Raw genomic sequence first — 23,462 nt, 5'->3', positions numbered from 1 at the left:
TCTGGGGAAAGATCGCAGCCTCGTTGCACTCGACAGCTCCTACGGTCCAGTGGGGGAAGATTCAGACCTTCAGCACTTTGCCGCTGAATGCCACTGCCACCAGCGACAGCGCAATCAGCCCAAAGGCAAAGCTCAAACTGCTGCCATGGGCGACAAACCCGATCAGCGCCGGGCCGGCGAGGATGCCGGCATAACCGATGGTGGTGATGGCCGGTACGGCGATGGCTTCCGGCATCAGGGTCTGTTTGCCGACGGCGGTGTACAGCACCGGCACGATGTTCGAACACCCGGCCCCCACCAACGCATAACCCAACAGCGCCGCTTGCCACATCGGCGCGAGGGTCGCCAGCAGGAACCCGGCCGCCGCAATCGCGCCACCGTAAATGATCACGCGTTTGGCGCCCAGGCGACGCACCACCGAATCCCCCGTCAGCCGGCCGACGGTCATGGTCAGCGCGAACGCGGCATAGCCCAGGCCGGCATAGGCGGTCTCCACACCACGCTCGGCGGTCAGGAACACTGCGCTCCAATCCAGCACCGCCCCTTCGGCGAGGAATACGATGAAGCACAGGATGCCAATGAACAGCACCACGCCGTGGGGAATGGCAAACGCCGGTCCTGAGCTTTCACTGCCGTAGGGCAGCAGATGCGGCGCCGCTTTGAACAGCGCCACCAGCAGCACCGCGTTGACCACCAGCGTTGCCCCCAGCGGCGAAAGCCCGAGGCCGAGCAGGGCGCTCACGCCCGCCGCGCCAATGATCCCACCGAGGCTGAACATGCCGTGGAAACCCGACATCATGGTCTTGCCACTGGCGCGCTCGACAATCACCGCCTGCAGATTCACGGTCGAGTCCACGGTGCCGAGGCCGGCGCCAAACAAAAACAAGGCAGCCACCAGCCAGGGCAGGGAGGTCATCGTCGCCAGCAACGGCAACGCCAGGCAGATCAGGATGGTGCCGCCGCTGAGCACCCGACGGCAACCGAACCGTGCCGCCAACGCACCGGAAATCGGCATCGCCAGAATCGACCCCACTCCCAGGCACAGCAACAGCAAGCCGAGGGTGCCCTCATCCAGGTTTGCCCGCACTTTGGCGTAAGGCACCAGCGGCGCCCAGGCGGCGATGCCGATACCCGCGATGAGGTAGGCGATGCGGGTGGACATCTGTTCCAGGCGTCCGGGGATGAAGGTGGGTGGCGGCGTAATGGCAGTCATGAAACGTCCTTGGCTTGCGTGCGGTGCGTTGGTGCGGGCAGGGGGCCTATGCTTGCATATCCACTGACCGTGCCGCGACCCCAAGGTGCCGATCAAAGCGCAGGCTTTGCTCCCACAGCCTGTGCCAGCATAAAGTACCGGCCCTTGCTGGCTGATTCCGAGTCTGGTCCATGACGCAGTTTTATGATGCACGCGGCAATACTTATGGCGTCGTTTCACCGCAACAGGTGCGTGACCAGGGCATTGACCTGCCGTCGTCAGCCGCCCTGGCTGCACGGCGGCGCGAGGCCTGGGCCATGGCTGCGGTGCAGGCGTTCTGCAGTTGGTCGCCGGGCGAAGCACCGCCGGATGCCAAGGCCCATCGCAGCGACGGTCTGTTGATCGGCCCGTTCCAGAACGAACCGCCCTTTGACGTTTTGATCGTCAACACCGACGGCACCCTGGCCGAGCGCAGCGGCAACGGCCTGACCATTTTCTCCCAGGCGCTGAAAGAACAAGGCTTGATGCTGGGCGAGGGGGATTGCTTGTTGCAGGTGCACCACGACAAACACCAGGGCTTGTCGCCGCTGCACACGTCGGTGCGGTCAGCTGAGTTCGAGGGTGTGCAGGGCTTCTGGCTGGACTTGGGAAGGCCCCTGTTTGGACCTCAGGCCGTCGCTGCCCAAAGCGTGGAGTGCGTGGTATTCAATCAGCGTGAGGTCAGTCGGGTGGCGGTGCTCCATGGGTTGAACCCGGCATGGAGCAACAGTCAATTCGTGAACATTGGCAATCCGCATTGCGTGACTCTGGTGGATGGGGCCGACGCGCTGCCGAGCAACGCACAAATGCGTGCCTCGCCGTTGTCGCAAAGCCTGACCCGCATCGCTTATGCGGCGCCCGCTGGCGCAGGGGTTCCGTGCCCGGCGGGGGTGAATCTGCAATGGGCCTGGCGTGACGCCGAAGGGCGGATCGTTGCCCGGGTGTTTGAACGGGGCGAAGGCCCCACTGCGTCCTCGGGCACCAGCGCCAGTGCGGTGGCCAGTGCTGCGTGGCGGGTGGGTTGGGTGCAGGCGGGGCCGGTGAGTGTGGTGATGCCGGGGGGGATTGCGCCGATTTTGTTGGAGGAGCAGGCCGGCGAGCTGATGCGGGTCAGGTTGTTTGGTACGGCTAAGTCCGTGCCTTAGCTTTCTATATTCCAGATGGTCCTGTGGTGCGACTGATGATGCCTTCGCGAGCAAGCCCGCTCCCACAATGGATCTGTGTCGTGCGCTGAGTCTGTGTCCACTAAAGATCAACTGTGGGAGCGGGCTTGCTCGCGAAGACGGCGATAGATTCAACGTCAATGCAACTGACCGCTATCGCAAGCAAGCTGCTCCCTCAGGGAACATCAGCCCAACTGCTGCGCAAACTCCACCACCGGCATCTGCCGTTTCATCAGTACTTCACCGTTACGAATCGAGTACAGCGGCAAGCCCTGGCTGCGGATCACTTCGTAATCACTGTCCGCCGAGAGGATCAGCAGGTTCGCCGGGCGTCCCGGTTCCAACCCGTAGCGTTCGCCCAGGGCCATGGCCTTGGCGCTGTTGTCGGTGACCAGGTCGAGGGCGCTCTGCAGGTTGCGGTAACCGAGCATGTGACAGATGTGCAGGCCGGCTTCGAGTACCCGCAGGATGTTGCCGTTACCCAAGGGGTACCACGGGTCGACGATGGAGTCCTGGCCGAAGCACACGTTCATCCCGGCCTCGAGCAGTTCATTGACTCGGGTGACGCCGCGGCGTTTGGGGAAGGTATCGAAGCGCCCTTGCAGGTGAATGCTCTCGGTGGGGCAAGAGACGAAGCTGATGCCCGAATGCCCGAGCAGGCGGAACAGTTTGGCGCAGTAGGCGTTGTCGTAGGAGCCCATCGCCGTGGTGTGGCTGGCCGTGACCCGCGCGCCCATGTCTCGGCTGCGGGCTTCTTCGGCGAGCACCTCAAGGAAACGCGAGTGCGGGTCGTCGGTTTCGTCGCAGTGCACATCTACCAGGCAGCCGGTGCGTTCGGCCAGGTCCATCAGGAACTTCACCGAGCTGACGCCCTGGTCGCGGGTGTACTCGAAATGTGGAATGCCGCCCACCACGTCGGCGCCCATGCGGATCGCTTCTTCCATCAGCTCGCGGCCATTGCGGTAGGACTCGATGCCTTCCTGGGGAAACGCGACGATCTGCATGTCGATCAGGTGACGGCTTTCCTCGCGCACTTGCAGCATCGCCTTGAGGGCCGTGAGTTCGGGGTCGGTCACGTCGACGTGAGTGCGCACATGCTGGATGCCGTGGGCGGCGAGGGTCTGGATGGTTTTCTTGGCGCGAGTCTTGGTGTCTTCCTCGGTGATCGTCGCCTTGCGCTCGCCCCAGCACTCGATACCTTCGAACAGCGTGCCGCTCATGTTCCAGCGCGGCTCGCCGGCGGTGAGGGTCGCGTCCAGGTGGATATGCGGTTCGACGAAGGGCGGCACCACCAGGTTGCCGCCAGCGTCGAGGTCTTCCGGGCCGAGGCTTGGGGCTTCGGTCTGGCGGGCGATGTTGGCGATCAGGCCGTTTTCCAGGTGCAGTTCATGCAAGCCTTCGCGGTTGCGCAGGCGGGCGTTGATGATGTGCATCAAGCGAGTCCTTCTTAAAGATCTTGTAGGGGGGCGTTGGTGGCGCGAATTCCCAGTACGCCGATCAATAGCACATACGTTAGCGCGCCGGCAGCGATTCCTACCAGTGGCGCGACCCATGGCGAATTGAACGCGGCGAGAGTGCCGACCCCATAAGCCAACAGCCCGGGCCAGTTGAACGCCGGCAGTCGCGCGTCGGCCAGGCGTGGATAGCGCCCGCGCCAGCGGAAGAAGAAATCGGCCATGATCACGCCGCCAATGGGTGGGATCACCGTGCCCAGCAGAATCAGGTACGGCACCAGCAGGTCGTACATGCCCAGCAGCGCCAGCAGTGTGCCGATCACCGCGCCGCCCAGGGTCACGGTCTTGCGTCGACGGGTGCGCAGCAGGTTGCAACCGGCCACGGCGAAGTTGTAGATGGTGTTGTCCTGGGTGCTCCAGATGTTGAGCAGCAGCATCGCCATCGCCGCCATGGCGAAACCCTGCAACAGCAGCACTTCGACCACGTCCGGCTGTTGATAGACGATCGCCCCGTAGGCGCCGATCAGCACCATCAGGCCGTTGCCGAGGAAGAAGCCAATCAGGCTCGCCAGCACCGCGACCTTCGCCGAGCGGGAAAACCGCGTCCAGTTGGTCGCCTGGGTCGCGCCGCTGACGAAGGTGCCGAACACCAGTGTGATGGCGGTGGACCAATCGAGGCTGCCCGTCGGCACAATCGCCAGCAAGCCATCGAGGCCGCCGACCTTCACCGTCGCCACCCACATCGACAGCATCAGCAGCAACATCATGGCCGGCACGGCAAGGTAGGAGAGGATTTCCAAGCCGCGATAACCGATGTAGGCCGTGGCGCAGAACCCCAGGCCGAAGAGCACCATCAAGCCGAGCACGGAGCTCTCGCTCAACTCGAAATACTTGCCCAGCACCACGGCGGCCGTCGCCGTGCCCCAGGCGTACCAGCCGATCTGGGTAAAGCCCAGGATCAAGTCGCTCAGCTTGCTGCCCACCTCGCCGAAACAGAAGCGACCCATCAGCACTGAGTTGAGCCCGCTCTTGAAGGCGATGTAACCCAGGCCCGCCGCATACAGGCCCAGCAACAGATTGCCAATCACAATCACGGTGAGCATTTCGGCAAAACCGAACGCCACCCCCAGCTTGCCACCGGCAAACATTGTGGCGGTGAAAAAGGTGAAGCCCAGCAGCACCATGGCCGTGGAGGCCAAGCCCTTGCGGGCATGCATCGGGACTTCGCTCAAAGGGTAATCGTTGCCCGGATCGTTCTGAGTCATGTGGCGGTCCTTGCGGATGAGGGGGTATCGCAAGCGTGCAGTGGCCGTGCCAAACGAGTGATCGCGAGGTTATTTATAGACAATCTTTGGACTTGGGTGGGGGAAGAGGGCGAAAGCGGTGCGGCGGTGATTCAAGTTGGAACACAGATCTCATCAGCGATGAATCTCTCTGTGGGAGCGAGCTTGCTCGCGATGGCGTCGGGTCAGCCATATCGATGTCAACTGACAGACTGCTATCGCGAGCAAGCTCGCTCCCACAGGTTCAGGTCAAAAAGCGCAACACCGCTGCGACGATGGCCTCCGGCGCATTCTCCTGGACCAGATGCCCGGCATTCGGAACCGGGTGGAACTGCGCGCCGGGAATCAGCTTGTGCAAGGCCCGGCCACGCTCGATGGGGATCCACTGGTCATCCTCGCCCCGAGAATCTGCGTCGGGCAGCGCACGCCGGGATACAGGCCCTTCGGTGCCATACGTAGGAAGAGAAGGGCGTGCCGTGGACAAACACCAGCGGCGGGCCTTCGCCGTGGATGGCGTAGCGGATGGGGTGCCCGTTGAAGTCGTATGCGTGATCCAGTGGCCAGTTGGTCATGATCGATGCTCCACTGAGAATGGCTCAGGGGATAGAGCACAGGCCAAGGCGATTCAGCAGGGGAGACACCCTCGCCACAGGAAGCTCCCTTGTCACAAGGGGAATGGTTATTCCCCGTGATAGATGCATCCGCTGGTGCACGTCTCATGGATGCGAATGGCGCTGAGTTCCGGCAGCAGCGGTTTCAACTCATTCCAGATCCACTTGGCCAGGACTTCGCTGGTAGGGTTTTCCAGGCCAGGGATGTCGTTGAGGTAGTTGTGGTCGAGGCGCTCGTAGAGCGGCTTGAAGATCGCCTTGATCTCCGAGAAGTCACGGATCCAGCCGGTGTGTGGGTCGATGTCGCCGCTCAGGTGGATCGCCACCTTGAAGGAGTGACCGTGCAGGCGCCCGCACTTGTGGCCTTCCGGCACGTGGGGCAGGCGGTGGGCGGATTCGAAGGTGAATTCTTTGAAAATTTCCACAGGTTCGGGCTCTTTAAGGTAGCGGTCGCGAGGCAGGCGGCGGAGTTTATCAGTTTGATAACGGCGTTGCGCGACCGTGCTGACTAAAGGGTCAGCAAACGCTCGCCCAACCCGCCGTTGGCACTCAGCTCGAGGAACTCATCACCGAGCCGCCGGCTCTCGTCCATCGCCGTGCGCCAGTACTTGCGACGGCTCGGGTCATCGCCCATGAAGCGCTTGAAGTCATTGCGGTCCGGCAGTTTGCCGTAGGGCAGGCGCGCCAGGTATTCACGGGACGGCGCCAGCAACAGTACGTCCTGCAAGCGTTCGACGTTGCCCCGGCGCCAGGGCAAACCCTTGTCGAACCAGCCGGGAATGACCCGGTCGGTGAAGTGCGGATAGAGCACGATGTCCTCGCCGCTGTAAGGCAGGTCAAGGTGATAGTCCAACAGGCCGCCGTCACGGTAGGTGCCGGCACCGGCGCCCGGCAGGTCGCGCACGCCTTCCATCACCATCGGGATCGAGCCTGACGCCAGTAACGCCTGGCGCAAGTTGTCGGCCTGCAACGGAACGAAACGTGACGGAAAATCCTTCAACGGATGCAGTGGTGGGGCCAGGCGTGGGTCATGGATGATCAGCCGTTCGAAATGCCGCGACAACCGCGCACGGCCTCGCAGGTTGTCGGCGATCACCGACGATAAGCCCAGGCCGAGCTGCCCGCGATGATCCAGGGCCAGACGGCCGTGGCTTTTGACCACCATGATGTTGAGCCGGTAATGCGGGTTATCGAGGATCGAGCTGTCGCGGCCTTCGAGCAAGTCATCGAGCATGCGTTGCGAGCTCTGGCTGACCCCGGCCATGGTCACGCCTTTGGCAAAGCTCTGTTCGTTGTACAAGCTGCCCAGGCGCCGGATTCCCTCGGCGGCATTCGGCAGGCAAGCGCTGGCGAAGCGCCAGGAACCTACCGAAGCCCCGATCAGCGAGCGCTCCCGGGGCGCGGCAGGCAGCCATTGGCCAAACAAAGCCAAGTCCAGCCCCTGAATACCCAAGGCCTTGGGCCCACCCGCGGCGCCTGGCAGAATGCCGACGTCGGCAGCGTTCAGGCCGGCCTCGCGGATTCGCGCAAAGGCTCGGGGGCCAGCCTTGAGGGTAAGGGCGGGGAACTTGATGTGGATGGCGGTCATACCGGTCTCGGATGCAAATAAGCGGACAATTATAGCGACACAACACCCAGTGGGAGCGAGCTTGCTCGCGATGGCGGTCTGTCAGTTGATATTGATGTGACTGAACGGGCGCTATCGCGAGCAGGCTCGCTCCCACATTGATCTGGGTTGGATGATGGCAATTCAGTTTCAGTTAAGTTCATCCCGCTACAGTCCCCCCCGGTTAAAAGATTATAAAAAGGAGACAACCCATGAACCGCCTGACTGCCTTTTTCATCGCGACCCTCATGGCCCTCAGCGCTGGCCTGGCTCACGCACGAGACCTCAAAGACGACGAAGCCCGCAAACTGCAAGACGCTGGTACCATTCTGTCCATTGAAAAACTCAACGCCATTGTCTTGTCCAAACACCCTGGCGCCACCTTGGCCGATACCGAGCTGGAAGAAGAGTACGGCAGGTACATTTATCAAGTAGACCTGCGCGATGCGAAAGGCATTGAATGGGACCTGGAATTGGACGCCGCCAACGGCGATGTGCTCAAGAATCATCAGGATACGTAATGAAGCTTAATCTATGCGCCCGCAGCCGATGGACGCTGGCGCTGCTGGCGTTTTGTTCGGTGGCCATGGCCCGGGACCTGGACCAGGACGAGGCCCTGCAACTGCGCCAGCAAGGCGTGATCCTGCCGCTGGAGCATTTGCTCCAGCAAGCACTGGATCTTCACCCCGGCGCCAAGTTGCTGGAGGCCGAGCTGGAAGAGAAACACGGCGTCTACATTTACGAGGTCGAGTTGCTGGATACCGATGGCGTCGTGCGTGAACTGGACCTGGAAGCCGCGACCGGCCGCTTACTCAAAGATAAGGAAGACTGATGCGCCTGCTTCTGGTGGAAGATCACGTTCCCCTGGCCGACGAACTGATGGCCGGGCTGACACGACAGGGCTATGCCGTCGATTGGCTCGCCGACGGTCGCGATGCGGTGTATCAAGGCAGCAGCGAGCCTTACGACCTGATCATCCTCGATCTCGGCCTGCCGGGTGTGCCGGGGCTTGAGGTGCTGGCCCAATGGCGCGCCGGCGGCCTGGGCACGCCCGTGCTGATCCTCACCGCACGTGGCTCCTGGGCCGAGCGCATCGAAGGCCTCAAGGCCGGGGCCGACGATTACCTGACCAAACCTTTTCATCCCGAAGAGCTGCACCTGCGGGTCCAGGCGTTGTTGCGCCGCTCCCATGGCCAAGCCAACCAGCCGACGCTGCAGGCCGCCGGGCTGCATCTGGACGAAGGCCGGCAATGTGTGATTCGTGACGGTGCAGAGATCCAACTGACCGCCGCCGAATTTCGTCTGTTGCGCTATTTCATGCTGCACCCCGAGCAAATCCTCTCCAAGAGCCATCTCGCCGAGCACCTGTATGACGGTGAAACCGAGCGCGATTCCAATGTGCTGGAAGTGCACGTCAATCACCTGCGGCGCAAGTTGGGACGCAGCGTGATCGAAACCCGTCGCGGCCAGGGTTACCTGTTCGGCGGGCAGGCGCAGTGAGATCCATCCAGCGGCGCCTGAGCCTGGGCCTGATCGGTGTGATGGTGGTGGTTGGCCTGGTCCTGGCGCAGACCAGTTTGTGGCTGTTCGAGCTGGGCTTGCAGCGTTATCTGGAAGCGGGTTTGCGCAACGACAGCGAGAACCTGCTGGTGGCCCTGGTACGTGGCCCCCAGGGTTTGCAGTTGGATGAGCGACGCTTGTCGCCGGCCTATCAACGGCCGTTTTCCGGGCACTATTTCCGCATCGATTTTGCCGATGTGCACTGGCGCTCCCGTTCCCTGTGGGACCAGGAGTTGCCTCGGCTCGATCACCCAGGCCTGCACAGCAACCTGCAGTTGGGCCCCGAGGGGCAGAAGCTGCTGGTGCTGCGCACCGACTATCGGCGCCTGGGCCAGGCGATTTCCATCAGCGTGGCCCAGGACTACACGCCGGTGCGTGACAGTTTCCGGCGCATGCAGCAGATCGGCCTCGGCCTCGGGTTGGCCGGGCTGCTGTTGATTCTGCTATTGCAACGCATCACCGTGCACCGCGCCCTGCGTCCCCTGGATCGGGCCCGTGAGCAAATTGCACAGTTGCAGCGCGGGCAGCGTTCGCAACTCGACGAGCAGGTGCCTCGGGAGCTGGAACCGCTGGTGGCGCAAATCAACCATTTGCTGGCCCACACGGAAGACAGCCTCAAGCGTTCGCGCAATGCATTGGGCAACCTGGGTCATGCCCTGAAAACCCCGCTGGCGGTGCTGCAAAGCCTGGCTTCGAACGAGAAGCTCGACCCGTATCCCGAGCTGCGCAAGCTGTTGCTCGAGCAACTGGAACAGGTCCGGCAGCGCCTGAACCGTGAACTCAACCGTGCCCGGTTGTCCGGCGATGCGTTGCCCGGCGCGCACCTGGACTGCGACGCCGAACTACCGGGTTTGCTGGCCACACTGAACATGATCCATGGCGAACACCTGCAACTGAGTTACGTCGCGCCGCCCGGCTTGCATCTGCCTTGGGATCGAGAAGACCTGCTGGAACTGCTGGGCAACCTGCTGGACAACGCCTGTAAGTGGGCGGACGCCGAGGTGCGCCTGACGGTGATCGAGACGGTCGACGGTTTCAGCCTGGCAGTGGAAGACGACGGCCCAGGCATTCCCGAGGATCGCCGCGACCAGGTGTTCAGCCGCGGCACGCGGCTGGATGAACAGACCGATGGCCACGGCCTGGGGCTGGGCATTGTGCGGGACATCGTCGACACCTGGGGCGGCACGTTGGCGCTGCAAGACAGCGAGTGGGGCGGGCTGAAGGTGCTGATCGAGTTGCCTAAGCGCTGAAATCCGCATTAACCCTGTGGGAGCGAGCTTGCTCGCGATGGCGTCGGGTCGCGATATCGATATCAACTGACAGACCGCTATCGCGAGCAAGCTCGCTCCCACATTGGTTTGTGGTGGCTGGAGTCCTTGTGAAAACCCGTCGCCTGGCCCTTGCAGCTTGTCGCCGCTTCCTGCAAAGTCGCGACCTTTTTGTCCGGTGGCTTTCCATCGCTGTGCTTTGAGGTAACGATGATAAATGCAGTAATTGCCGCGGTTGGCGTCATGCTGGTGCTCAGCCTGTCCCGCGTGCATGTGGTGATCGCGCTGATTATCGGCGCGCTGGTGGGCGGCTTGACCGGTGGCCTGGGGATCGAGGCGACGCTCAAAGCGTTCAACGCCGGCCTTGGCGGCGGTGCGACGGTGGCATTGTCCTACGCCTTGCTCGGCGCTTTCGCCGTGGCGATTGCCAAGTCCGGCATGGCCCACGCCCTGGCTGACAAAGCCCTGGCCATGGTGGATCGCCAGGACAGCGCCGGTGGCTCCGGGGTCAAATGGGTCTTGATCGGTCTGCTGGGAACGGTCGCGGTCGCCTCCCAGAACATTCTCCCGATCCATATCGCCTTCATCCCGCTACTGGTGCCGCCGCTTCTCTATGTGCTGACCAAGTTGCAACTGGACCGCCGGTTGATCGCCTGCGTCATGACCTTCGGCCTGATCACGCCCTACATGTTTCTGCCAGTGGGCTTTGGCAACATCTTCCTCAATGAAATCCTGCTGGCCAACGTTGCCCGCAGTGGCGTGGACATCAGCGGGATCAATATCACCCACGCGATGGGCATCCCGGCCCTGGGCATGGTGTTTGGCTTGCTGCTGTCGTTTTTTACCTACCGCAAAAAACGCGTCTACGACCTGAAAAAAATCGCCCGGGCCGAGCAAGTGGCGGTGCGCTACAACCCCATGAGCCTGCTGGTGGCGGGGCTGGCGATTGTGGCGGCGTTCGCTATTCAGCTGTTGGTGGATTCGATGATCATTGGCGCCCTGGTCGGGTTCCTGATCTTCTCGGTATCGGGCGTGGTGCGCTGGCGCGAGACTGATGACCTGTTCACCGAAGGCATGAAAATGATGGCGATGATCGGCTTCATCATGATCGCCGCCTCGGGGTTTGCTGAAGTGATGAAGGCCACCGGTGAAGTCCAGAGCCTGGTGGAAACCTCGGCGGCCTGGATCGGCCACAACAAGGGTGTCGGTGCGCTGCTGATGCTGCTGGTGGGGCTGCTGGTGACCATGGGCATTGGCTCGTCGTTTTCCACGGTGCCGATCCTGGCGACGATTTTCGTGCCGCTGTGCCTGCAACTGGGCTTCAGCCCGTTGGCGATCGTCTGCATCGTCGGCACTGCCGGCGCCCTGGGCGACGCCGGCTCGCCAGCCTCGGACTCGACCCTGGGCCCGACCTCTGGCCTGAACATCGACGGCCAGCATCACCACATCTGGGACACCGTGGTCCCGACATTCATCCACTACAACCTGCCGCTGCTGGCGTTTGGTTGGGTGGCGGCGATGGTGTTGTAAGGCCGATCCAACAAGGCTCAAGGACCGAGTCGCATCCTTCGCGAGCAAGCCCGCTCCCACACTGTATCGGCGGTGAACACAGAATATGTGAACACCGGCGAGCCAGTGTGGGAGCGGGCTTGCTCGCGAAGGGGCCTTTAAAGCCAGTCATGAGTTTACTGACCACTCGGGCAAGCCTTTTCACCTTGTCCTACAGTTTTGCCGTGCTTTGCCGTTAATACAGCTAACCACGCCATAAAACTTACAAGAGTGAACAGCATGCGCCTGAGCCTGAAGGCTAAAGTCCTGTCCCTGGCAATACTGCCCGTATTGCTCTCCGCCGTGATCATCAGCCTGACCACGGCTTTCATCCTGAAGGAACAGGCCACCAAAGAGGTCCAGCAGACCCGCGAGCGCTTGCTCAGCGAGGCCAAGGCCACGCTGCAGAATTACGTGGCCGTGGGGCTCACCGCCATCAAGCCGTTGTACGATGCCGCCGCCGCGGGCGATAACGCGGCGCGGGCCCAGGCGATCAAGCTGCTGTCGAACGTCAGCTATGGCAAGGATGGCTATTTCTTCGGCTACGACTCCGAGACCATTCGTCTGTTCAAGGCCAACAGCCCCGATGGCGTGGGCAAGAGTTTCAAGGACAACCGCGACCCGAACGGTGTCTACGTCAACCGTGACCTGGTAAAAGTCGCCAAGGACGGAACCCACTATCTCGAATACAGCTCGCCACTGCCCAACAGCAAGGACCTGGTGCCTAAGCTCGGTTACACCGAATACCTGCCCAAGTGGGACATGGCGGTCGGCAGCTCGGTCAACCTGGACGGTATCGAAGCCCAGGTGGCTCTGGTGGAGGCCAAGGTCCATGAGCGTTTGCAAGGCGTGGTGCTGAGCATTGTCGGTATCGCCGCCGTGGTGTTGCTGGTGATAGCGGTGGTGGGGATGTTGTTGGCCAATACCATCCTGCGGCCACTGAATCTGATGAAAGACAACCTCGATGACATCGCGGCCGGCGAGGGCGACCTGACGCGCCGCCTGGCGATCACCAGCCAGGACGAACTGGGCCAACTGGCCGGTTCCTTCAACCGCTTCGTCGACAAGATCCACGGCCTGGTGCGGCAGATCACCGAAATGACTTCGCAACTGACCGGGCTGGTGACGCAAGTCTCCGAGCAGGCCCAGCGTTCCGAGCAGGCCATGGAGCGGCAGCGTCACGAAACCGATCAGGTCGCCACGGCGATCAACGAGATGTCCTCGGCGGCCCAGGAAGTGGCCCGCAGCGCCCAGGGCGCCGCCGTCGCGGCCCAGCAGACCGACGAAGAAGGCCAGTCTGCCAAGCGCGTGGTGGCCGGCAGCATCCAGCAGATTCATGCGTTGGTGAACGATATTCGCAGCAGCGGCGTGTCCCTGGACAGCCTGCAGCAGGACGTGGCTTCGATTGTCAGTGTGCTTGGGGTGATTCGTTCGATCGCCGAGCAGACCAACCTGCTGGCCCTCAACGCGGCCATCGAGGCTGCGCGTGCCGGTGAAGCAGGGCGTGGGTTCGCGGTGGTGGCTGATGAAGTGCGGGCCCTGGCCAGCCGGACCCAGCAGAGCACCCAGGAAATCCAGGGCATGATCGACCGCCTGCAATCGGGTACCCATGCGGCGGTGGAAGCGATGCGCCGTTCCAGTGAGGCCGGTGACGGCACGTCGGCGCGGGCCAACGAGGCGGGGGCGTCCCTGGACACCATGGCGCAGTTGATCGGCACCATCAACTCGATGAACGCCCAGATCGCCAGTGCTGCCGAAGAACAGACCGCCGTGGCCGAGGAAATCAACCGCAGCGTGCATCAGATCGCCGTGGCGGTGGACAGCGTCGCCGACGAAACCCAACTCGGCGCCCAGACCTCCCGCAGCCTGGCCGACCTTGGCCAGCGCCTGGGCAAACTGGTGGGGCAGTTCCGGATCTGACCCAAAGCCGGTGGCAGGAGCTGCCGAAGGCTGCGATCTTTCGCTCGCGATCCAGATGTTTCGCCTGGGCAACCGGGCCCTATCGGGAGCGGAGGATCGCAGCCTTCGGCAGTTCCTGCCGAGGGCTGAAAATACCTGTGGGAGCGAGCACTGTCCCGGCCTTACGCTTCCCGCACATCCCGCATCAACAACCCGAACCGCAAATCCACCGCATCCGGAATCGGCACGTACACCACATGCCCATCCCCCGGCGCCACGTCGATGCTCTGGCCTTTGACGTTCTGCAACTGATGCAGGTCGAAGTGAAAGTTGCCCTTGGGTGTCATCAGTTCCATGTGATCGCCCAATTCGAAGCGGTTTTTCACGCGCACTTCGGCCAGCCGTTCGCGCCGTTCGCCGGTCAGTTCGCCAACGAACTGCTGGCGCTCCGACACCGAACTGCCGTTCTGGTAGTTCTGATACTCATCATGCACATGGCGCCGTAGAAATCCTTCGGTGTAGCCGCGTTGGGCCAGGGACTCCAGGTCAGTCATCAGGCTGCGGTCAAATTCCCGGCCGGCCACCGCGTCATCGATGGCCCGGCGATACACCTGAGTGGTGCGTGCGCAATAGAAGTGCGACTTGGTCCGGCCTTCGATCTTCAACGAGTGCACGCCCATGTGGGCCAGCCGTTCCACGTGCTGCACCGCTCGCAGATCCTTGGCGTTCATGATGTAGGTGCCGTGCTCGTCCTCGAAGGCCGGCATGGAGTCTTCCGGGCGATTCGCTTCCTGGAGCAGGAACACCTGGTCGGTGGGCGCGCCGAGGCCCAGGGTCGGCTCGGGTTGACAGGTTTGCACGATGTCGCCCACGGCGTTTTCCACCGCCGGTTGCGCCGAGTATTTCCAGCGGCAGGCGTTGGTACAACTGCCTTGGTTGGCGTCGCGCTTGTTCAGGTAGCCCGACAGCAGGCAACGCCCTGAGTAGGCCATACACAGGGCGCCGTGGACGAACACTTCCAGCTCCATGGCCGGCACCTGCTGGCGAATCTCGGCGATTTCCTCCAGGGACAGTTCCCGGGACAGGATGATCCGGCTCAAACCCTGCTGCTGCCAGAACTCGACGCTCGCCCAATTCACGGTGTTGGCCTGCACCGACAGGTGAATCGGCATCTGGGGGAAGTGCTGGCGCACCAGCATGATCAGCCCAGGGTCGGACATGATCAGTGCGTCCGGCGCCATGGCGATCACCGGCTCCAGGTCCTTGAGGAAGGTGCGCAGTTTGGCGTTGTGCGGGGCAATGTTCACCACCACGTAGAACCGCTTGCCCATGGCCTGGGCCTCACGAATGCCCAGGGCCAGGTTGGCGTGGTCGAATTCGTTGTTGCGCACCCGCAGGCTGTAGCGCGGCTGGCCGGCGTACACCGCGTCGGCACCGTAGGCAAAGGCGTAACGCATGTTTTTCAAGGTGCCGGCGGGAGCGAGCAGTTCGGGGGCGGCGAGGGTCATGGTGGCGTCAGATCGCAAAAAGCGGCGAGGGTACGCCACGGTCGGCCCGGCGGTATTGATTTGGATCAACGCCGGAGGCAAACGCGAAGGCACTCCGGCGAGTCCTGGAGGACTAATGTTTATCCCGCCTTTGGACATGGAACGCTGATGAATCGAAAGATGCTGCAAAACAAATCCCAGATGCTGCTGTTGATCCTGGTCACCCTCGCTTTCATCTGGATTTTGCTGCCGTTTTACGGCGCGGTGTTCTGGGCGGTGATCCTGGGTATCGTCTTTGCGCCGATGCAGCGCCGCCTGCAGTTGAAGTTCGGCTGGCACCGCAACGTCATCTCGCTCCTCACCTTGAGCATTTGCGTGGTCAGTGCGATTTTGCCGGTGATCATCATCAGCACCTTGCTGGTCCAGGAAGGCGCGGCGTTGTACAAGAGCCTGGAAAGCGGAGAACTGGACATTGCCGATTACCTGGCCCGTTTCAAGGATGCCTTGCCGCCGTACTTCCAGCACCTGCTGGACCGCTTCGGCCTGGGTAACCTGAACGGGTTGCGGGACAAGATCGTCAAGAGCGCAATGCAGGGCAGTGAATTCTTCGCCACCCAAGCCTTCAGTTTCGGTCAGGGGACGTTCCAGTTCCTGGTCAGTTTCTTTGTCATGATTTATTTACTGTTTTTCTTCCTGCGCGATGGCCCGGAATTGGTGCGCAAAGTGCGCATGGCCATTCCCCTGGCTGAACATCAGAAGCGTCGCCTGCAGTTGAAATTCAACCGGGTGGTGCGGGCCACGGTAAAAGGCAACCTGCTGGTCGCCATCAGCCAGGGCGCGCTGGGCGGGCTGATCTTCTGGATCCTGGGAATCCCGACGGTATTGCCGTGGGCGGTACTGATGGCGTTCCTGTCGCTGTTGCCGGCTGTGGGGGCGGGCATTGTCTGGGCGCCGGTGGCGGTGTATTTCCTGCTCTCCGGGGCGATCTGGCAGGGCGTGGTGCTGACGCTGTTCGGGGTGTTCGTGATTGGCCTGGTGGACAACTTCCTGCGACCGATCCTGGTGGGCAAGGACACCAAGATGCCCGACTACATGGTGTTGGTCTCGACGCTGGGCGGGCTGGCGGTGTTCGGGCTGAACGGTTTCGTGATCGGGCCGCTGATCGCCGCGCTGTTCATGTCGTGTTGGGCTTTGTTCGTTGAAAGCACGCCGCGCATACAACTGCCCTAGGCACTCAGTACATACGGGCCGATGCGTTGCGACAGGGCTTGGGCGGCGGGCAGTGAAGTCAACGGACCGCTGATGGTCACGCCGTCCTGCACCAGATACCAGCAGGCCAGCAGACCGCGTTCCCGGAGTGGGGCGGGGACGGCACTGCCAATGACAGACATGATTTGAACCTTGGGCATGGGGAACCTCCATCAATCGATGGGGTTACCTTACGACTCAGCCTGGGTAACGAAAAATCAACTGCCTCAATAGTAGGAATCGATGCCGGTCAATCGACGACAAGATCGAGCATGTGCACCACTTCCTGCTCGTTGAGCAGGCCCTTGCGAACCAGGTTTTCCGCCAGCAGGGAAAGGAACTTGGCGCTACGATGGCCTTCCAGGTGCTTGAGCTCAGTCAGTGCGTTGTACACCTTGCTGGAGGTGCACAGGCCGACAATGTGGTGTGGATTTTGTGTGGGCATACCTTCGTCCTTGTTGTTATGAAGCTGTTGTTGACGGACCACACCAGTTTGCGGCGCGGTCATGACGCTCACGTGACAGCTTGGGTTGTAGGAAAAGAAAGCAGGATTCAGACCATAATGCCTTTTTGGCGCCGGAATATTGTTCCGGCAGCGACATCGGCAAGCTTTTTCAATCAGCAGCGCTTTTTATTCGCCCACGAAAAAGCCCCTGAACCTTTCGATTCAGGGGCTTTACTTGTCGCTATTTGGCTCCACGACCTGGACTCGAACCAGGGACCCAGTGATTAACAGTCACTTGCTCTACCAACTGAGCTATCGCGGAATGGCGCGTATGTTACTGATTGGAAAAGAGAAGTCAAGCTTCTATTGCTGATCGGCACATTCCCGGTGCCCGTTTACGCTCAATCTACGATTGGCAGTTACCGCCGCGACGGGAGAGGGCTACCATGGTCGCCCGGAAGTGGCAGGACGCGCTGCCGGCCATTCGCCGACATAAGGTACGCGCCATGAATCTCCTGTTACCGCTTCACACCGCCAGCCGCAGCGGGGTGTCGCTATGAGCACCGCACAGATCAGCTTGCCCAAGGGTGTGGGGCCTCACGCCGAAAAACTCTACGACGCTATCACCCAGGCCAGCACCACCGATGAACTGAATCGTGCCGGGGGCAAGGCCGAAGGTTTTGTCCTGGGGTTGGAAAGCGCCAAGGCGATCAAGAGCCAGATTGCCGAGTCGTTGTATGTGATCTATGACGATGCGGCGAGTCAGCGGGCGACGGAGCTGTAGCCTTGCCGAAAGTGTTGTGCCGGGTGCTTTTGTGGCGAGGGGTACACCTGACCTGGTGGTGACGCTCAAAAAAACGGGAAGCCCAATGGCTTCCCGTTTTTCATCCGGCGCGAAAGTTTCAGATCACCTGAACAATCGCCTTGGTCACCGCCTCGATGTTGTTCTGGTTCAGCGCGGCCACGCAGATACGGCCGGTGTCCAGGGCATAGATGCCGAACTCGTTGCGCAGGCGTGTCACTTGTTCAACGCTCAGGCCGGAGTAGGAGAACATCCCGCTCTGACGTGCGACGAAGCTGAAGTCGTGGTGCGGCGCGGCCTTGGCCAGCATATCCACCATCTGGTTGCGCATGCCGCGAATCCGCAGGCGCATTTCGGCCAGTTCGGCTTCCCACTGGGCCCGCAGCTCAGGGCTGTTGAGCACGGCAGCGACAATGCTGGCGCCGTGGGTCGGTGGGTTGGAGTAGTTGGTGCGGATCACGCGCTTGACCTGGGACAGCACGCGGGCACTTTCTTCTTTCGATTCGCTGACGATCGACAGGGCGCCAACGCGCTCGCCGTACAGCGAGAACGACTTGGAGAACGAGCTGGACGCGAAGAACGTCAGGCCCGACTCGGCGAACAGGCGCACGGCCGCTGCGTCTTCGTCGATGCCATCACCAAAGCCTTGGTAGGCCATGTCCAGGAATGGAACATGGTTCTTGGCCTTGACCACCGCCAGCACGTTTTTCCAATCTTGCGGGCTCAGGTCCACGCCGGTCGGGTTGTGGCAGCAGGCGTGCAGCACGACGATCGAGCGGTCGGGCAGGGCGTTGAGGTCTTCCAGCAGGCCGCTGCGGTTCACGTCATGGGTGGCGGCGTCGTAGTAGCGGTAGTTCTGCACCGGGAAGCCGGCGGTTTCGAACAGGGCGCGGTGGTTTTCCCAGCTTGGGTCGCTGATGGCCACGACGGCGTCAGGCAGCAGTTGCTTGAGGAAGTCGGCACCGATTTTCAGTGCGCCGGTGCCGCCCACGGCCTGGGTGGTGATGACACGACCGGATGCGATCAGCGGGGAGTCCTTGCCGAACAGCAAGGTCTGCACCGCCTGGTCGTAGGCGGCAATGCCGTCGATTGGCAGGTAACCACGGGAAACGTGCTGAGCCACGCGAGCCGTCTCGGCTTCGACAACCGCGCGCAGGAGTGGAATGCGCCCCTCCTCGTTGCAGTAAACACCCACGCCCAGGTTGACCTTATTGGTACGGGTGTCGGCGTTGAATGCTTCGTTGAGGCCCAGGATGGGGTCGCGGGGTGCCAATTCGACAGCGGAAAACAGGCTCATTATTGCGCGGCTCTGAATGGAGTGGGGGGGACGTGTCGCGCTCCAGCCGGATGCACTAGAGCGGTGCACAAACGGGGAGCTAGTATAGAGGCCATCACCGGGCGCGGCGACAGGCGATTGGGCTTTTGCGGTAAGTATTTTCGTTTTTTTTCGACCGTTAGTCCCTTTGCCGCGTCAAAGTCTGCAAGGCGTGTAGGACGTTCGTCTTGAAAGCGAAGGCATTCACCTCCACATTGTATGTATCCCAGCTTTTTCCTCGGGCGACATCAGTCGTTTCGGTCTTTCTCGTCCCTGTCGGCTGACCGACAGGGATGAACCCAGAGGTTTTGTTATGTCTGAATTCCAGCTAGTCACCCGATTCCAGCCCGCCGGCGACCAGCCGGAAGCCATCCGCCTGATGGTTGAGGGCATCGAGGCCGGTCTGGCGCACCAGACCTTGCTTGGTGTGACCGGCTCGGGCAAGACCTTCAGCATCGCCAACGTGATCGCCCAAGTGCAGCGCCCGACCCTGGTACTGGCGCCGAACAAGACCCTGGCGGCGCAGTTGTACGGCGAGTTCAAGGCGTTTTTCCCGAATAACGCGGTGGAGTATTTCGTCTCTTATTACGACTACTACCAGCCCGAGGCCTACGTGCCATCGTCAGACACCTTCATCGAGAAAGACGCCTCGATCAACGACCACATCGAGCAAATGCGGCTCTCGGCGACCAAGGCGTTGTTGGAGCGCAAGGACGCGATCATCGTCACCACCGTGTCGTGCATCTACGGTCTGGGCAGCCCGGAAACCTATCTGAAGATGGTGCTGCATGTGGATCGTGGCGACAAACTCGACCAGCGCGCCTTACTCAGGCGCCTGGCGGATTTGCAGTACACCCGCAACGACATGGATTTCGCCCGGGCCACCTTTCGGGTGCGTGGCGATGTGATCGACATCTACCCGGCGGAGTCGGACCTGGAGGCGATCCGCATCGAACTGTTTGATGACGAGGTAGAGAGCCTTTCGGCGTTCGATCCGCTGACCGGTGAGGTGATCCGCAAGTTGCCACGCTTCACCTTCTACCCCAAGAGCCACTACGTGACACCGCGCGAAACCCTGCTGGATGCCATCGAGGGGATCAAGGTCGAGTTGCAGGAGCGCCTGGAATACCTGCGATCGAACAATAAGTTGGTGGAAGCCCAGCGTCTGGAACAGCGGACTCGGTTCGACCTGGAAATGATCCTGGAGCTGGGCTATTGCAACGGCATCGAAAACTACTCGCGCTACCTGTCGGGCCGCCCATCCGGCGCCGCGCCGCCGACGTTGTATGACTATCTGCCGGCCGATGCCTTGCTGGTGATCGATGAGTCTCACGTCAGCGTGCCCCAGGTTGGCGCCATGTACAAAGGCGACCGTTCGCGCAAGGAGACTCTGGTGGAGTACGGTTTCCGCCTGCCATCGGCCCTGGATAACCGGCCGATGCGCTTTGACGAATGGGAGAGCGTGAGCCCGCAGACGATTTTTGTCTCGGCCACCCCTGGCAACTATGAGGCCGAACATGCCGGCCGGGTGATCGAGCAATTGGTGCGGCCAACCGGGCTGGTCGACCCGCAGATCGAAGTGCGCCCGGCGCTGACCCAGGTCGATGACCTGCTCTCGGAGATCACCAAGCGCGTAGCCTTGGAAGAGCGGGTGCTGGTGACCACGCTGACCAAGCGCATGTCCGAAGACCTTACCGACTACCTGGCGGACCATGGCGTGCGGGTGCGCTACCTGCACTCGGACATTGACACGGTGGAGCGGGTTGAGATCATTCGTGATCTGCGTCTGGGCACCTTTGATGTGCTGGTGGGCATCAACCTGCTGCGCGAAGGCCTGGATATGCCGGAAGTGTCGCTGGTGGCGATTCTCGACGCCGACAAGGAAGGTTTTCTGCGCTCCGAGCGCTCGTTGATCCAGACCATCGGTCGTGCGGCGCGTAACCTCAACGGTCGGGCGATTCTGTATGCCGACCGCATCACCGGTTCCATGGAGCGGGCCATCGGCGAGACCGAGCGCCGTCGCGATAAGCAGATCGCCTTCAACCTGGCCAACGGCATCACCCCCAAAGGCGTGTTCAAGGACGTCGCCGACATCATGGAAGGCGCCACTGTGCCCGGCTCGCGCAGCAAAAAGCGCAAAGGCATGGCCAAGGCCGCCGAAGAGAGTGCCCGCTACGAAGCCGAACTGCGCTCACCGAGCGAAATCACCAAGCGGATCCGGCAGTTGGAAGAAAAAATGTACCAACTGGCCCGGGACCTGGAGTTCGAGGCGGCGGCGCAGTTGCGCGATGAGATTGGCAAGTTGCGCGAGCGCTTGTTGGCTGTCTGAGGTTTTGTGGCGGTTTTAAGGGCCTCATCGCGAGCAAGCTCGCTCCCACACTGGATCTAGGGCGTTCATAAAACCCCTGTGGGAGCGAGCTTGCTCGCGATGGGCGCGACTCGGTCCAACGGCTGGCCACACAAATCCCGCTCTCACTGGAGCCCGCCCGCCATCGCCTGTTACCATTCGCCCCCTGTTTGATCTTTGCTTTTATCTTCTTTCCGAGACATGCCATGACCACCGTCCGCACCCGCATCGCGCCTTCGCCCACTGGCGATCCCCATGTCGGCACCGCTTACATCGCTTTGTTCAACTATTGCTTTGCCAAGCAGCATGGCGGTGAGTTCATCCTGCGGATCGAGGACACCGACCAGTTGCGCTCGACGCGCGAGTCCGAACAGCAGATTTTCGACGCTCTGCGCTGGCTGGGCATCGACTGGAGCGAAGGCCCGGACGTTGGCGGCCCGCACGGTCCGTACCGCCAGAGTGAGCGCGGCGATATCTATCAGCAGTATTGCCAGCAGTTGGTGGACATGGGGCATGCGTTCCCATGCTTCTGCACCGCCGAAGAACTCGACCAGATGCGCGCCGAGCAGATGGCTCGCGGTGAAACCCCGCGCTACGACGGTCGAGCGCTGCTGCTGTCCAAGGAAGAAGTCGCCCGCCGCCTGGCCGCTGGCGAGCCCCATGTGATCCGCATGAAGGTGCCGAGCGAAGGCGTCTGCGTGGTACCGGACATGCTGCGGGGCGATGTCGAGATCCCGTGGGATCGCATGGACATGCAAGTGCTGATGAAGACCGACGGCCTGCCGACGTACTTCCTGGCCAACGTGGTCGACGATCACCTGATGGGCATCACCCACGTATTGCGCGGCGAAGAATGGCTGCCGTCGGCGCCGAAACTGATCCTGCTCTACGAATACTTCGGCTGGGAACAACCGCAGCTGTGCTACATGCCACTGCTGCGCAACCCGGACAAGAGCAAGCTGTCCAAGCGCAAGAACCCGACCTCGGTGACGTTCTACGAGCGCATGGGCTTCATGCCCGAGGCGATGCTCAACTACCTGGGCCGCATGGGCTGGTCGATGCCGGACGAGCGCGAGAAGTTCTCGCTGCAGGAAATGGTCGAGCACTTTGATTTGTCGCGGGTTTCCCTGGGTGGGCCGATCTTCGACGTCGAGAAGCTGTCGTGGCTAAACGGCCAGTGGCTGCGGGACTTGCCGGTAGAGGAGTTCGCCGCACGGGTACAGAAGTGGGCATTGAACCCTGAATACATGATGAAGATCGCGCCCCATGTGCAGGGCAGGGTAGAGACCTTCAGCCAGATCGCACCGTTGGCCGGCTTCTTCTTTGCCGGTGGCGTAACGCCGGATGTGAAGCTGTTCGAATCCAAGAAGCTTTCGGGCGACCAGGTGCGCCAGTTGATGCAGCTGATCCTGTGGAAGCTCGAAAGCCTGCGTCAGTGGGAAAAAGACAGCATCACCGCGACCATTCAGGCCGTGGTCGAGTCTCTGGAGTTGAAGCTGCGTGATGCCATGCCGCTGATGTTCGCCGCCATTACCGGCCAGGCCAGCTCGGTGTCGGTGCTCGACGCGATGGAAATCCTCGGGCCAGACCTGACCCGTTTCCGCCTGCGCCAGGCCATCGACTTGCTGGGTGGTGTGTCGAAGAAGGAAAACAAAGAGTGGGAAAAACTGCTGGGCGCGATCGCCTAAGCGGTCGATGAGGCAGGGCATACCCCGGTTTTCCGGGGTTTGTCGGTAAGTGATTGTTATCCCGGCAAAAAACTTTCAAATTTGTTGAAAATAAATTTGACAGCCCTCCGATACGCCCTTAAGATTCGCCCCGTCCTCAGCGATGAGGGGCTATAGCTCAGCTGGGAGAGCGCTTGCATGGCATGCAAGAGGTCGACGGTTCGATCCCGTCTAGCTCCACCAATTTACACTTCAAGGCCTGGCCACACCGGTCTTGAAGCGATCAACACTCAGCGTTGATCAGTTGTATAGAAGGGTTTGCGTCCCCTTCGTCTAGTGGCCTAGGACACCGCCCTTTCACGGCGGTAACAGGGGTTCGAGTCCCCTAGGGGACGCCAGTTTTACAGAAGCGATGTTGCAAGATGTCGCTCCGCCGCGAGGCGAAAAATCTGGGGCTATAGCTCAGCTGGGAGAGCGCTTGCATGGCATGCAAGAGGTCGACGGTTCGATCCCGTCTAGCTCCACCAA

The 23,462-nt window shown here is 61.5% G+C and carries 20 protein-coding genes, 4 tRNA genes and 2 pseudogenes; 15 read left to right on the top strand and 11 right to left on the bottom strand.

The annotated features are described in order from the left end of the window. Positions 1–61: 61 nt before the first annotated feature. A complete protein-coding gene (locus ACWNZ1_RS25720; protein ID WP_135846326.1) occupies positions 62–1,213 on the bottom strand; it encodes an MFS transporter in 1,152 nt (383 codons plus the stop codon). A gap of 170 nt (positions 1,214–1,383) precedes the next feature. Here ACWNZ1_RS25720 and ACWNZ1_RS25715 point away from each other — a divergent pair, with 170 nt between their 5' ends. Further along, positions 1,384–2,376, top strand: coding sequence for a diaminopimelate epimerase (locus ACWNZ1_RS25715; RefSeq protein WP_256453474.1), 993 nt, complete (start codon positions 1,384–1,386; stop codon positions 2,374–2,376). 203 nt (positions 2,377–2,579) lie between these two features. Here ACWNZ1_RS25715 and codA read toward each other — a convergent pair whose 3' ends face one another. The 5 genes and pseudogenes from codA to ACWNZ1_RS25690 all read right to left on the bottom strand — a co-directional run bounded on the left by codA (position 2,580) and on the right by ACWNZ1_RS25690 (position 7,330). After that, positions 2,580–3,827 carry a cytosine deaminase gene (gene codA, locus ACWNZ1_RS25710; RefSeq protein WP_135846324.1) on the bottom strand — a complete coding sequence of 416 codons (1,248 nt, stop codon included), beginning with the start codon at positions 3,825–3,827 and terminating at the stop codon, positions 2,580–2,582. Positions 3,828–3,841: 14 nt separating this feature from the next. Beyond that, entirely contained in the window at positions 3,842–5,113 is a 1,272-nt protein-coding gene (gene codB / locus ACWNZ1_RS25705; protein ID WP_256453473.1) for a cytosine permease, read from the bottom strand. A 262-nt stretch (positions 5,114–5,375) separates the two neighbouring features. Continuing rightward, positions 5,376–5,703, bottom strand: a pseudogene (locus ACWNZ1_RS25700) (hypothetical protein). A 107-nt stretch (positions 5,704–5,810) separates the two neighbouring features. Then, positions 5,811–6,167 carry a 6-carboxytetrahydropterin synthase QueD gene (gene queD / locus ACWNZ1_RS25695; RefSeq protein ID WP_025212792.1) on the bottom strand — a complete coding sequence of 119 codons (357 nt, stop codon included), beginning with the start codon at positions 6,165–6,167 and terminating at the stop codon, positions 5,811–5,813. Between the two features lie 83 nt (positions 6,168–6,250). After that, positions 6,251–7,330, bottom strand: coding sequence for a patatin-like phospholipase family protein (locus tag ACWNZ1_RS25690; protein ID WP_135846322.1), 1,080 nt, complete (start codon positions 7,328–7,330; stop codon positions 6,251–6,253). Positions 7,331–7,560: 230 nt separating this feature from the next. Between ACWNZ1_RS25690 and ACWNZ1_RS25685 the strand changes: the two genes are divergently transcribed. From ACWNZ1_RS25685 to ACWNZ1_RS25655, 7 genes and pseudogenes are all read left to right on the top strand, one after another. Next, a complete protein-coding gene (locus ACWNZ1_RS25685; RefSeq protein WP_135846321.1) occupies positions 7,561–7,869 on the top strand; it encodes a PepSY domain-containing protein in 309 nt (102 codons plus the stop codon). Beyond that, complete coding sequence (locus ACWNZ1_RS25680) at positions 7,869–8,180, top strand: PepSY domain-containing protein (RefSeq protein WP_256453472.1); 312 nt, start codon at positions 7,869–7,871, stop codon at positions 8,178–8,180. The genes ACWNZ1_RS25685 and ACWNZ1_RS25680 overlap by 1 nt, the downstream gene beginning before the upstream one ends. Further along, positions 8,180–8,848 carry a response regulator transcription factor gene (locus tag ACWNZ1_RS25675; protein ID WP_256453471.1) on the top strand — a complete coding sequence of 223 codons (669 nt, stop codon included), beginning with the start codon at positions 8,180–8,182 and terminating at the stop codon, positions 8,846–8,848. Before ACWNZ1_RS25680 ends, ACWNZ1_RS25675 begins: the two co-directional genes overlap by 1 nt. After that, positions 8,845–10,158, top strand: a complete 1,314-nt coding sequence (locus tag ACWNZ1_RS25670; protein ID WP_256453470.1) for a sensor histidine kinase — start codon at positions 8,845–8,847, stop codon at positions 10,156–10,158. The genes ACWNZ1_RS25675 and ACWNZ1_RS25670 overlap by 4 nt, the downstream gene beginning before the upstream one ends. Positions 10,159–10,389: 231 nt before the next feature. Beyond that, on the top strand, positions 10,390–11,706 hold the full coding sequence (locus ACWNZ1_RS25665) for a Na+/H+ antiporter family protein (RefSeq protein WP_178084320.1): 1,317 nt from the start codon (positions 10,390–10,392) through the stop codon (positions 11,704–11,706). A gap of 258 nt (positions 11,707–11,964) precedes the next feature. Then, positions 11,965–12,786: pseudogene (locus tag ACWNZ1_RS25660) on the top strand (cache domain-containing protein); the annotation flags it as partial. Positions 12,787–12,822: 36 nt separating this feature from the next. Beyond that, a complete protein-coding gene (locus ACWNZ1_RS25655) occupies positions 12,823–13,644 on the top strand; it encodes a methyl-accepting chemotaxis protein (protein WP_406550186.1) in 822 nt (273 codons plus the stop codon). Positions 13,645–13,805: 161 nt separating this feature from the next. On the opposite strand, the gene trhP is transcribed toward ACWNZ1_RS25655, so the two are convergent. Then, positions 13,806–15,131: a prephenate-dependent tRNA uridine(34) hydroxylase TrhP gene (gene trhP, locus ACWNZ1_RS25650; RefSeq protein ID WP_135848041.1), complete on the bottom strand. Its 1,326-nt coding sequence runs from the start codon at positions 15,129–15,131 to the stop codon at positions 13,806–13,808. 147 nt (positions 15,132–15,278) lie between these two features. Between trhP and ACWNZ1_RS25645 the strand changes: the two genes are divergently transcribed. Next, positions 15,279–16,340 carry an AI-2E family transporter gene (locus tag ACWNZ1_RS25645; protein WP_135846314.1) on the top strand — a complete coding sequence of 354 codons (1,062 nt, stop codon included), beginning with the start codon at positions 15,279–15,281 and terminating at the stop codon, positions 16,338–16,340. Here ACWNZ1_RS25645 and ACWNZ1_RS25640 read toward each other — a convergent pair. The 3 genes from ACWNZ1_RS25640 to ACWNZ1_RS25630 all read right to left on the bottom strand — a co-directional run bounded on the left by ACWNZ1_RS25640 (position 16,337) and on the right by ACWNZ1_RS25630 (position 17,125). Next, positions 16,337–16,519 carry a hypothetical protein gene (locus ACWNZ1_RS25640; protein WP_135846313.1) on the bottom strand — a complete coding sequence of 61 codons (183 nt, stop codon included), beginning with the start codon at positions 16,517–16,519 and terminating at the stop codon, positions 16,337–16,339. The genes ACWNZ1_RS25645 and ACWNZ1_RS25640 overlap by 4 nt on opposite strands. A gap of 89 nt (positions 16,520–16,608) precedes the next feature. Continuing rightward, positions 16,609–16,803, bottom strand: coding sequence for a hypothetical protein (locus tag ACWNZ1_RS25635; protein WP_135846312.1), 195 nt, complete (start codon positions 16,801–16,803; stop codon positions 16,609–16,611). A 246-nt stretch (positions 16,804–17,049) separates the two neighbouring features. Further along, positions 17,050–17,125 (bottom strand) — tRNA-Asn (locus ACWNZ1_RS25630). Between the two features lie 234 nt (positions 17,126–17,359). Here ACWNZ1_RS25630 and ACWNZ1_RS25625 point away from each other — a divergent pair. After that, positions 17,360–17,587 (top strand): hypothetical protein, encoded by a 228-nt coding sequence (locus tag ACWNZ1_RS25625; protein ID WP_135846311.1) that lies wholly within the window; start codon positions 17,360–17,362, stop codon positions 17,585–17,587. Between the two features lie 118 nt (positions 17,588–17,705). Here the strand turns inward: ACWNZ1_RS25625 and ACWNZ1_RS25620 are convergent, their stop codons facing one another. Then, on the bottom strand, positions 17,706–18,902 hold the full coding sequence (locus tag ACWNZ1_RS25620; RefSeq protein ID WP_135846310.1) for an amino acid aminotransferase: 1,197 nt from the start codon (positions 18,900–18,902) through the stop codon (positions 17,706–17,708). Positions 18,903–19,233: 331 nt separating this feature from the next. Between ACWNZ1_RS25620 and uvrB the strand changes: the two genes are divergently transcribed. From uvrB to ACWNZ1_RS25595, 5 genes are all read left to right on the top strand, one after another. Beyond that, entirely contained in the window at positions 19,234–21,249 is a 2,016-nt protein-coding gene (uvrB, locus tag ACWNZ1_RS25615; protein WP_135846309.1) for an excinuclease ABC subunit UvrB, read from the top strand. Positions 21,250–21,473: 224 nt separating this feature from the next. Continuing rightward, positions 21,474–22,955, top strand: a complete 1,482-nt coding sequence (gene gltX, locus ACWNZ1_RS25610; RefSeq protein WP_135846308.1) for a glutamate--tRNA ligase — start codon at positions 21,474–21,476, stop codon at positions 22,953–22,955. 146 nt (positions 22,956–23,101) lie between these two features. Then, positions 23,102–23,177 (top strand) — tRNA-Ala (locus ACWNZ1_RS25605). Positions 23,178–23,256: 79 nt separating this feature from the next. Further along, a tRNA-Glu gene (locus ACWNZ1_RS25600) sits at positions 23,257–23,332 on the top strand. A gap of 53 nt (positions 23,333–23,385) precedes the next feature. Further along, positions 23,386–23,461 (top strand) — tRNA-Ala (locus tag ACWNZ1_RS25595). Position 23,462: the final 1 nt, after the last annotated feature.

Source organism: Pseudomonas sp. CFBP 5748, from assembly GCF_053850495.1.
Note: the sequence above shows the minus strand (reverse complement) of the source record. Positions and strands in the feature narration are given on the sequence as shown.

Bases quoted from the DNA above. Each gene is read 5' to 3' on its own strand.
- uvrB (WP_135846309.1), top strand. From the start codon at position 19,234: ATGTCTGAATTCCAGCTAGTCACCCGATTCCAGCCCGCCGGCGACCAG.
- ACWNZ1_RS25620 (WP_135846310.1), bottom strand. From the start codon at position 18,902: ATGAGCCTGTTTTCCGCTGTCGAATTGGCACCCCGCGACCCCATCCTG.
- ACWNZ1_RS25635 (WP_135846312.1), bottom strand. From the start codon at position 16,803: ATGCCCACACAAAATCCACACCACATTGTCGGCCTGTGCACCTCCAGC.
- ACWNZ1_RS25640 (WP_135846313.1), bottom strand. From the start codon at position 16,519: ATGCCCAAGGTTCAAATCATGTCTGTCATTGGCAGTGCCGTCCCCGCC.
- codA (WP_135846324.1), bottom strand. From the start codon at position 3,827: ATGCACATCATCAACGCCCGCCTGCGCAACCGCGAAGGCTTGCATGAA.
- ACWNZ1_RS25715 (WP_256453474.1), top strand. From the start codon at position 1,384: ATGACGCAGTTTTATGATGCACGCGGCAATACTTATGGCGTCGTTTCA.
- ACWNZ1_RS25690 (WP_135846322.1), bottom strand. From the start codon at position 7,330: ATGACCGCCATCCACATCAAGTTCCCCGCCCTTACCCTCAAGGCTGGC.
- ACWNZ1_RS25645 (WP_135846314.1), top strand. From the start codon at position 15,279: ATGAATCGAAAGATGCTGCAAAACAAATCCCAGATGCTGCTGTTGATC.
- ACWNZ1_RS25675 (WP_256453471.1), top strand. From the start codon at position 8,180: ATGCGCCTGCTTCTGGTGGAAGATCACGTTCCCCTGGCCGACGAACTG.
- ACWNZ1_RS25685 (WP_135846321.1), top strand. From the start codon at position 7,561: ATGAACCGCCTGACTGCCTTTTTCATCGCGACCCTCATGGCCCTCAGC.
- ACWNZ1_RS25680 (WP_256453472.1), top strand. From the start codon at position 7,869: ATGAAGCTTAATCTATGCGCCCGCAGCCGATGGACGCTGGCGCTGCTG.
- ACWNZ1_RS25625 (WP_135846311.1), top strand. From the start codon at position 17,360: ATGAGCACCGCACAGATCAGCTTGCCCAAGGGTGTGGGGCCTCACGCC.
- gltX (WP_135846308.1), top strand. From the start codon at position 21,474: ATGACCACCGTCCGCACCCGCATCGCGCCTTCGCCCACTGGCGATCCC.
- ACWNZ1_RS25720 (WP_135846326.1), bottom strand. From the start codon at position 1,213: ATGACTGCCATTACGCCGCCACCCACCTTCATCCCCGGACGCCTGGAA.
- ACWNZ1_RS25655 (WP_406550186.1), top strand. From the start codon at position 12,823: ATGACTTCGCAACTGACCGGGCTGGTGACGCAAGTCTCCGAGCAGGCC.
- trhP (WP_135848041.1), bottom strand. From the start codon at position 15,131: ATGACCCTCGCCGCCCCCGAACTGCTCGCTCCCGCCGGCACCTTGAAA.
- codB (WP_256453473.1), bottom strand. From the start codon at position 5,113: ATGACTCAGAACGATCCGGGCAACGATTACCCTTTGAGCGAAGTCCCG.